Origin of the sequence: Methylobacterium sp. WL18, from assembly GCF_008040015.1 — a bacterium.
In the GTDB taxonomy this organism is placed as follows: domain Bacteria; phylum Pseudomonadota; class Alphaproteobacteria; order Rhizobiales; family Beijerinckiaceae; genus Methylobacterium; species Methylobacterium mesophilicum.
Genome location: NZ_VRVD01000161.1, coordinates 1 through 8,627 on the forward strand (window position 1 = coordinate 1; position 8,627 = coordinate 8,627).

The 8,627-nt window shown below is 70.0% G+C and carries 7 protein-coding genes; 2 read left to right on the plus strand and 5 right to left on the minus strand.

The window, feature by feature from the left end; all coding sequences use genetic code 11:
* Positions 1 to 333: 333 nt before the first annotated feature.
* Entirely contained in the window at positions 334 to 1,824 is a 1,491-nt protein-coding gene (locus tag FV228_RS13610) for an efflux transporter outer membrane subunit (protein ID WP_147855117.1), read from the plus strand.
* A gap of 97 nt (positions 1,825 to 1,921) precedes the next feature.
* Here FV228_RS13610 and dmeF read toward each other — a convergent pair whose 3' ends face one another.
* Entirely contained in the window at positions 1,922 to 2,899 is a 978-nt protein-coding gene (gene dmeF / locus FV228_RS13615; RefSeq protein WP_147855111.1) for a CDF family Co(II)/Ni(II) efflux transporter DmeF, read from the minus strand.
* Between the two features lie 118 nt (positions 2,900 to 3,017).
* Here dmeF and zwf point away from each other — a divergent pair, with 118 nt between their 5' ends.
* On the plus strand, positions 3,018 to 4,544 hold the full coding sequence (zwf, locus tag FV228_RS13620) for a glucose-6-phosphate dehydrogenase (RefSeq protein WP_147855112.1): 1,527 nt from the start codon (positions 3,018 to 3,020) through the stop codon (positions 4,542 to 4,544).
* A 546-nt stretch (positions 4,545 to 5,090) separates the two neighbouring features.
* On the opposite strand, the gene rnhA is transcribed toward zwf, so the two are convergent.
* From rnhA to FV228_RS13640, 4 genes are all read right to left on the minus strand, one after another.
* On the minus strand, positions 5,091 to 5,564 hold the full coding sequence (gene rnhA, locus FV228_RS13625) for a ribonuclease HI (RefSeq protein WP_147855113.1): 474 nt from the start codon (positions 5,562 to 5,564) through the stop codon (positions 5,091 to 5,093).
* A 7-nt stretch (positions 5,565 to 5,571) separates the two neighbouring features.
* The gene (gene thrB / locus FV228_RS13630; protein ID WP_147855114.1) at positions 5,572 to 6,537 is read right to left on the minus strand and encodes a homoserine kinase; all 966 of its coding nucleotides are present in this window, start codon (positions 6,535 to 6,537) and stop codon (positions 5,572 to 5,574) included.
* 238 nt (positions 6,538 to 6,775) lie between these two features.
* Entirely contained in the window at positions 6,776 to 7,777 is a 1,002-nt protein-coding gene (gene ispH / locus FV228_RS13635; RefSeq protein ID WP_147855115.1) for a 4-hydroxy-3-methylbut-2-enyl diphosphate reductase, read from the minus strand.
* A gap of 133 nt (positions 7,778 to 7,910) precedes the next feature.
* On the minus strand, positions 7,911 to 8,627 hold a 717-nt coding region (locus FV228_RS13640), incomplete at its 5' end, for an NlpC/P60 family protein (RefSeq protein ID WP_147855116.1).

Consider the following 8,627-nt stretch of genomic DNA (forward strand, 5'->3'; position numbering starts at 1 on the left):
CCGCTGCGCCGCCGGGCCCGGCGGCGCAGCGGCATTGCCGGCCGGAGAGTGATGCGTTCGTTTTCACGTGAAACACCGGCGGCACCCGCGCGCGCGCCTATGTCTTCGGGCTCTGCGGGCTCCCCTCACGCGTCGGCGACACATGAGGCGCAGGTCCCCTGTCCCGTGCGGGAGAGGGACAGGGTGAGGGGACAGTTGTCTCCGGAAAGGGCGTATCCCTCACCCCAACCCTCTCCCGCACAGGAGAGGGGGTCCGCTGCGGCCCGCTCGCTGCTGACGGAAGAGCGTCTTCCCTACGGAGAGGGGGGAGGGAGACGCGCCCGCAGCCTCGGGCTGCGCCATATTCTCTGTCTCCCCCTCATTCCCGCCCTGGCGGGCTGCGTGGTCGGCCCCGACTACAGCCGCCCCTCCGTGGAGACGCCGCTCGCCTACAAGGAAGGCGGCAAGCGCGAGGACAGCCCGGCCGTCGTGGCGGCGCGAAAAAAGGGCTGGCGCGAGGCCCGGCCCAACGACGCAGCGGAGCGCGGCGACTGGTGGCGGGTGTTCAAGGACCCGACCCTCGACCGCCTGATCCGCCTGGTCGACGTCGACAACCAGTCCCTGCGGCAGGCGGTGGCGAATTACCGGCAGGCCCGGGCGCTCGTCGCCTCGGCCCAGGCCGCCCTGTACCCGACCGTCGTCGGCGCCCCGAGCATCACCCGGACCGGCAGCGGCAACACCGTGCGCACCAGCGCCGCGCTGCTCGGACAGGCCAGCTGGGAGCTCGACCTGTTCGGCGGCACCCGCCGGAACATCGAGAGCGAGGCGGCGCTGGCCCAAGCCGACGCCGCCACGATCGCCGCGACCCGGCTGACCATCCAGGCCGAGGTCGCGGCCGACTACCTGACCGTACGCTACGCCGACGCCCTCCAGAGGGTGCTCGACGAGAACGTCGCGAACTTCAAGAAGACGCTCGGCATCACCGAGAACCAGTACGCGGCCGGGGTCGCGGCCCGCTCGGACGTGATCACGGCGCAGACCCAGGTCCAGACCATCGAGGCCCAGGCCATCGCGATCCGGCTGACCCGGGTGCAGTACGTCAACGCCATCGCGACCCTGATCGGGCGCCCGCCTTCGGAGGTGACGATCCCGGTGGCCGGCATCGGCCGCAACCCGCCCCCGGTCCCGGTCGGGATCCCGTCCGACCTGCTCGAGCGGCGGCCGGATGTCGCCCAGGCCGAGCGCCTGGTGCAGGGCCAAAGCGAGCGGATCGGCGTCGCGGTCGCCGCGTTCTACCCCACGGTGACGATCTCGGCCCAGGGCGGCGTCTCCGGTCTGACCCGCAACGGCCTGTTCTCGGCCGCCAACCAGGTCTGGTCAACGACCGCGGCCGGGACCGAGGTCCTGTTCGATGGCGGCGCCCGAACGGCGGCGGTGCGCTCGGCCGAGGCCGGCTACGACGCGGCGGTGGCCAATTACCGGCAGGTGGTGCTCGCCGCCCTGGCGGAGGTCGAGAACCAGATGGCGGCCCTGCGCATCCTGGGCCTGCAGCAGAATGCCCAGGACGCGGCGGTCGAATCGTCCCGCAAGGCCGTGGAGATCACCCTCAACGAGTACCGGGCCGGCACCCAGAACTTCACCACGGTGGTGACCGCGCAGGGCCTGCTCGTGAGCAACGAGATCAACGCCCTCCAGGTCCGGCTCAACCGCTTCACCGCGGCGGTCACGCTGATCCGGGCGCTGGGCGGCGGCTGGGACGTCCGCGCCCTGCCGAGCGATGCCGAACTGAAGGGTCCGACCCTGCCGATCGACCGGGGCGGCCAGGCCGTCCGCCCGGACGAGTGAGGCGCACGATCCTGAACCCTGATGTCGGGCTTTGCCCAGGTATCAGGGGCTTCGCCCTCGAACCCCGCCGAAGGGCTGAGCCCTTCGGGATCCCGGATCAGCCGTGTTCCGCGTGGCCCGGGCAGGGCTGCACCTCCACCGTGACGTGGCTCAGGCCCCGCACCCCGGCGAGCCGGGCCTTGTAGTGCGCGGGCGGCTGCGGGTTGTCGCTGACGAGCGCGATCACCGCGGCGCGGTGGCCCGGCCCGACCTGCCAGAGGTGCAGGTCGCTCACCCGGTCGCCCTCCGTCTCCAGGCGGGCGCGGATGTCGGCCGTGGCGGCCGGGGACGGCCGGGCGTCGAGCAGAACGAGGCCCGCCGTGCGCAGCAGGGTCCAGGACCAGGCCAGGATCACCACCGTGCCGACCAGGCCCATGGCCGGATCGAGCCAGGCGAGGCCGAGATAGCGCCCGCCCAGCAGGGCAGCGATCGCCAGGACCGAGGTCAGCGCATCGGCCATCACGTGGATGTAGGCGGCGCGGAAGTTGGTGTCGTGGCCGCCATGCCCGTGTCCGCCATAGTCGTGGCCACCATGACCGCCATGGCTGCGGCCGCCATGGGCGTGGCCGTGATCCCCGTGGTCGTCGTGCAGGAGCCAGACGCTGGCGAGGTTCACCACGAAGCCGAGGACGGCGATCGGGATGGCCGACCCGAAGCCGATCGGCGCCGGGTGGAGCAGCCGGTCGAGGCTCTCGGCGCCGATCAGCAGGGCGATCAGGCCCAGGATGATCGCGCTGGCGAAGGCCGCCAGATCCCCGAACTTGCCGGTGCCGAAGCTGAACCGCGGATCCGCCGCGTGGCGCCGGGCGAAGCGGTAAGCCAGCGCCGCGATGCCGAGCGCCGCCGCATGGGTCGACATGTGCCAGCCGTCGGCGACCAGCGCCATCGAGCCGTACCAGGTGCCGCCGACGATCTCGACCACCATCGTGGCTGCGGTCAGCGCCACCACCGCCCAGGTCCGGCGCGCGTGCCGGTCATGACGGTCTCCCAGGAACACGTGGCCGTGGCTCCAGGGTTCGAGGGAATGGGTATGCATGCGCGATTCTCCACCGCTGTCCGATCGCAGCAGCATAGAGACACGCGACAGGAACGGGCATTGCTACCGGTGGGTTGTCACGCCGATTTGCTGCAGTGCAGCCCGAAAGGAGCCAGGCATGGCCGAGCAGACGATAGCCCTCAAGGACGATGCGGCCAGCGGCACCAAGCCGGCGCCGCCCTGCACGCTGGTGATCTTCGGGGCCGGCGGCGACCTGACCAAGCGCCTCCTGATGCCCTCGCTCTACAACCTGGCCGGGGCCGGGCTCCTGCCGGAGGGTTTTTCCATCCTGGGCGTCGACCATTCGGACGGCACCGACGAGTCCCTGCGGGACAACCTCACCCAGACCATGGAGGCGTTCAGCAAGGACCCGACCTCGGAGTTCCACGCCGACCACATCGACGCCAAGAGCTGGGGCTTCATCCGCGACCGGCTGCACTACCTGAAGGGCGATTTCGAAAAGCCCGAGACGTTCGCGGCGGTCAAAGACAAGGTGAAGGGCAGCGCGGTGTTCTACTGCGCGGTGGCGGCCCGGTTCTTCGGGACGATCGTGGACGGGCTCGGCCAGGCCGGCCTGCTCAAGCAGGAGGACGGCGATTTCCGCCGGGTGGTGATCGAGAAGCCGTTCGGCTCGGATCTCGCCTCGGCCCGGGAACTCAACGCCCGGATCCTGAAGCAGGCCGACGAGAGCCAGTTCTACCGCATCGACCACTTCCTGGGTAAGGAGACGGTCCAGTCGATCATGGCGTTCCGCTTCGCCAACGGCCTGCTCGAGCCGGTCTGGCGGCGGGAATACATCGACAGCATCCAGATCACCGCGGCCGAGACCGTGGGCGTCGAGGAGCGCGGCGGCTTCTACGAGCCGACCGGGGCGCTCCGGGACATGGTGCCCAACCACATGTTCCAGCTTCTCTGCATGGTCGCCATGGAGCCGCCGAACTCGTTCGACGCCGAGGCGGTGCGCTCGGAGAAGGCCAAGCTCGCCCAGGCCGTCCGGCCGATCCCCCCGGAGGACGCGGTGCGCGGCCAGTACACGGCGGGCACCTCCGAGGGGCGCGACGTGCCGGGCTACCGCGACGAGCCGCACGTCGCCAAGGACTCGGTCACCGAGACCTACATCGCTCTCAAGCTCAACATCGAGAACTGGCGCTGGGCCGGCGTGCCGTTCTACGTCCGCACCGGCAAGCGCATGACCGGGCGGCGCACCGAGATCGCGGTGCTGTTCAAGCCAGCCCCGTTCAAGATGTTCGAGGACACGCCGAACGCCGACCTCGGACCCACGGTGATGCGGATCATGATCGACCCGGACCACGGGGTCGGCACCGAGTTCAACGTGAAGGTCCCGGGCCCAGAGATGAAGATCGGCCGGGTGAGCGCCGCGTTCCGCTACAAGGACTTCTTCGCCGACCAGCCGAATGTCGGCTACGAGACCCTGCTGTACGATTGCATGATCGGCGACGCGACCCTGTTCCAGCGGGCCGACAACATCGAGGCCGGCTGGTCGGCGGTGGATCCGCTGCTCAAGGGCTGGCCGCAGGCGGACGTGAAGCCCTATCCGGCCGGCAGCACCGGGCCGAAGGACGCCGACGACCTCCTGGCCCGGGACGGCCGCCACTGGCTGGGCCTCGACGGCAAGACGGATTGAGGACCGTGACGACCGAATGACCGGACGGTTTCACCCCAGACCCCGAATTGCCGCAGACCGAACGGGAGGCATGGTTCTGCTGTCAAGTACAGGTGGGCTTGGCTTCAGCGAAGGCCGGCCGCCTGATCGGCACGGAAGAGGTCGACGCTCGGTTTGCGGCCAAGCGCGCATCTACGCAGCGACGTCTCGATGCTGCGAAGGACGGTGCCGGTCTGGACGCCCAAGGCGTCCCGACCGCCTGATGCCGCGGTTCGAAACCCAACGCTTTCGCAGTGTCCGGGCCGGCACATGACCCGGTGGTTTCGTAAACGGTGTTGATCCCTCCACCCCGTCATTCCGGGGCCGCAAGGCGGAGCCCGGAATCCATAAACGCAGATCGGGCAGGACCTTGCACCGTCAGCGGCACTGGATTCCGGGCTCGCCTGCGGCGCCCCGGAATGACGGGGAGCGACAGGACCACCTGTGCAAAGGCCCGGCGTCGCCCCTCGAGCAGGATTGGCTGGCTCAAAGATCTTGAAAGGGCTGAGCCCTCTGGGAACCCTGATCTCAGCGCCGCTTGAACGGCAGCATCGCGGCCACGGCGAGGGCGTCGACCCGGTTGTTCAGCGGGTCGCTGGCGTGGCCCTTGACCCAGTGCCAGGCCACCTCGTGGCGGGCGTTGGCCGTATCGATCCGGCGCCAGAGGTCCTCGTTCTTCACCGGCTTCTTGTCGGCGGTGCGCCAGCCCCGGGCCTTCCAGTTGTGGATCCAGCTGGTGATGCCCTGGCGCAGGTACTGCGAGTCCGTGAACAGGTCGACCCGGCAGGGGCGCTTCAATGCCTCCAGGGACTCGATCGCCGCCAGGATCTCCATGCGGTTGTTGGTGGTGTGCGCCTCGCCGCCCGAGAGCTCCTTCTGGGTATCGCCGAAGATCAGGATCGCGCCCCAGCCGCCCGGTCCGGGATTCCCCGAGCAGGCGCCGTCCGTGTAGATCTTCACCCGCATGGGCTCGGTTGCGGTCTCGGTCGTCTCGGTGCTCATCCGTCCCTCAGACCTGCCGCCCGTAATCCCGCGCGTCCCGCGCTTGGCGATGGAATGTGAGCCGGCGATCGAACTCCCGCGGGTCCAGGGGCTTCACCAGGGCGCCGGGCGGCACGTTGAGCCAGTCGACCAGGCGGGTCAGCATGAAGCGGAGCGCCGCGCCCCGGCACAGGATCGGGAGGGCCGCGACCTCGTCGGGCTCCAGGGGCCGCACCGCCTCGTAGCCGGCAATCAACGCCGCGGCCATGTCCCGGTGGAAGCTGCCGTCGGCCTCGAAGCACCAGGCGTTGAGGCAGACCGCGAGGTCGTACGCGAACGCGTCCGTACAGGCGAAATAGAAGTCGATCAGCCCGGAGAGGCTGTCGCCGATGAAGAACACGTTGTCGGTGAACAGGTCCGCGTGGATCACCCCGCCCGGCAGGTCCTGGGGCCAGGCGGCTTCGAGCAGCGCGAGGTCGGCGCGGGTGCGCTCCGCCAGGCCCGGCGTGACCGAATCGGCCTGGGCCTCGGCCTGGGCGAAGAGCGGGCGCCAGGAGTCCACCGACAGGCTGTTCTCGCGCACCATCGCGAAATCGGCACCGGCCGCATGCAGCTCGGCGAGCGCCCGGCCGAGTTCCCGGCAATGCCCGACGCCGGGCGTCTTGACCGAGACGCCCTCCAGGAAGCTGACGATGGCGGCCGGCCGACCGCAGAGCTGCCCGAGCGCCGTACCGGCCCGGTCCCGCACCGGCTGCGGACAGGCGAGGCCGCGCGCGGAGAGGTGCTCCATCAGCCCGATGAAGAACGGCAGGTCCCCCGCCCGCACCCGCTTCTCGTAGAGGGTCAGGATGTAGGAGCCCTGCGTCGTCTGCAGGTAGAAGTTGGAATTCTCGACGCCCTCGGCGATGCCCTTGAAGGAGAGCAGGGTGCCGATGGAATAGGCGGACAGGAACTCGGAGAGCGCCGCGTCGGATACCTCGGTGTAGACGGCCACGTGTTCGCGCTCGTGTTTCTTCTTAGAGTTTCAGGATCGTCGACAGGCTGCACAGCGACCCGACGGACCCGGCTTTCCGACTCGCCGCCTCATCCCGAGGTGCTGCGGAGCATCCCAGCCGGCCGCACGGATCCCCGGAGGTCTCCTCCGAGCCCTCCGCTGCGCCCCGTCACCTCGGGATGAAGGGGGCGGACGGGATAAGCCCCCTCCTGAGTCGGGGCCCGGATCCTGGCGCGGCCTACTCGGCCGCTTCGCTGCGCAATTCGCGCGGCAGCGGGAAGACCATGTCCTCGACCACGGTCGAGACGGTGTCGACGATCACATCGTAGCGCGCGGCGAAGGCCTCGATGATCTCCTCGACCAGCACCTCGGGGGCCGAGGCGCCTGCCGTGAGGCCGAGCTTGCGGATGCCCTCGAAGGCCGGCCAGTCGATCTCCTCGGCGCGCAGCACGAGGCGGGTGATCGGGCAGCCCACGCGCTCGGCGACCTCGCGCAGGCGCTGGGAGTTCGAGGAGTTCGAAGAGCCGACCACGATCAGGGCGTCCACCAGCGGGGCCACCTGCTTCACCGCCTCCTGGCGGTTGGTGGTGGCGTAGCAGATGTCGTCCTTGTGCGGCCCGGTGATGTTCGGGAACTTCTTCTTGAGCGCCTCGACGATGTGGCGGGTGTCGTCGACCGACAGGGTCGTCTGGGTGACCCAGGCGAGGTTGTTGGGATTCTCGGGCGTCAGGGCCTGGATCTGGTCCAGATCCTCCACCAGGGTGATCGAGCCCTTGGGCAGCTGGCCCATGGTACCCACCACCTCGGGATGGCCGGAATGGCCGACCAGTAGCACGTGGCGGCCGCGCTTGTGGTGGATCTCGGCCTCGCGGTGGACCTTGGTGACCAGCGGGCAGGTGGCGTCGATGGTCGTGAGCCCGCGGGAATCGGCGTTGGCCGGTACCGTCTTCGCGACGCCGTGAGCGGAAAAAATCACCGGGGCGCCGCTGTCGGGCACCTCGTCGAGTTCGCGGACGAACACCGCGCCCTTCCGCTTCAGGCTCTCGACCACGTACTTGTTGTGGACGATCTCGTGGCGGACGTAGACGGGGGGCCCGTAGAGGGCGAGAGCCCGCTCCACCACGTCGATGGCCCGCACCACGCCGGCGCAGAAGCCGCGTGGGGCACAAAGCAGGATCTCCAGCGGCGGCTTGCCGGTGGTGCCCTGAGCGGGCGCGAGGGACGCGAGGTCTGCGGTCATGGTGGCGATGTGGCGAGGGCGGGGCTGTCCTGTCAACGGTCCTAGACTGCGAACCGGGCAGGAAGACGACCGCGGAGCGTCCCTGTAGCACGTTTGCCGCGCGTTTTGGACCCGGGGTGCCCGGATCCTTGACCTAGAGCCGCCGAATCCCGGTCACCGCCCCGAAACTGTTCTCCTGGATTCGGGCGACCGCGCCGGCCAGCGGCTCCGCCGCCACCGCCATGTGATGGCCGTTGGCGTGGATCAGCGTCTCGGAGTCGCGCATCAGCCCGACATGGCCGCGCCAGAACACGAAGTCGCCCCGGCGCAATCCGTCGAGGCCGAGCGGCAGCGCCCGGCCCAGGGCCCGCTCCTGCATGTCGGCGTCGCGCGGGCAGGGGAGGCCGGCGGCGTCGAGGCAGAGCTGCACGAGACCCGAGCAATCGAGCCCCAGGCTGGTGCGGCCGCCCCAGAGATAGGGAATCCCGGCGAGCCGCTCGGCCGTGGCCGCGTAGTCGGGCTCGTGCTGCGCCAGCGGGGCGCAGTGGCGCGCGAAGACGTAGCCGTCGGGGGTCTCGAGATAGGCCCCGGCATCGCCGGTGACGACGAGGCGCGCGCCGAGGCTGAGATGGGCGCGCACCGGCCGCTTCAGGTCGGGCTCGGGATACAGGAAGGTGCGCAACGCCGTGACCCTGTGGGTCGGCTCGGGCGCGGCGGGGCCGAGGCAATCGGCCGGCAGGTAGCCGACATAGCCGTCCCGGACGAGCTGCACGAAGGCGAACCCGTCCTGTTCGGCGTAGAGGTCCACGGCGTCGCCGAGCAGCGCCTCGGTGTCGAGCCCGGCCTCCGGCGACGGCGCCCGGCGCAACGG